This is a genomic window from Shewanella sp. AS16 (genome assembly GCF_021412365.1).
Classification (GTDB): Bacteria; Pseudomonadota; Gammaproteobacteria; order Enterobacterales; family Shewanellaceae; genus Shewanella; species Shewanella salipaludis.
In genome coordinates this window covers 1-433 of the sequence record NZ_JAKCLK010000056.1, presented here as the reverse complement: position 1 = coordinate 433, position 433 = coordinate 1, and the positions used below count along the sequence as shown (strand labels likewise).

The 433-nt window shown below is 51.7% G+C and carries 1 protein-coding gene; it reads left to right on the top strand.

The features are described from left to right. Nucleotides 1-433 (top strand): DUF2813 domain-containing protein (locus tag LZP73_RS19305; protein WP_234236533.1); only part of this gene is annotated, 433 nt, incomplete at both ends.

Below are 433 nucleotides of genomic sequence, written 5' to 3'. Positions count from 1 at the left end.
AGCTCGATTTCCTCGCCCGTGAATTATCCTCACATCCGCAAAATCTCTCTGATGGGCAGATTCGTCAGGGACTTTCCGCAATGGTGCAACTTCTTGAGCATTATTTTTCTGAGCAGGGGGCCGGACAGGCGCGATATCGTTTAATGCGGCGGCGAGCCAGCAATGAGCAACGAAGCTGGCGCTATCTGGATATCATCAACCGGATGATTGACCGACCTGGAGGGCGCTCGTATCGGGTTATTTTGCTCGGCCTGTTTGCTACTTTATTGCAGGCAAAAGGCACATTGCGACTGGATAAAGACGCCCGTCCATTGTTGCTGATCGAAGATCCAGAAACCCGTTTGCACCCCATTATGCTTTCAGTTGCCTGGCATCTGTTGAACCTTCTGCCATTGCAGCGCATCGCTACTACCAACTCGGGAGAGTTGCTTTC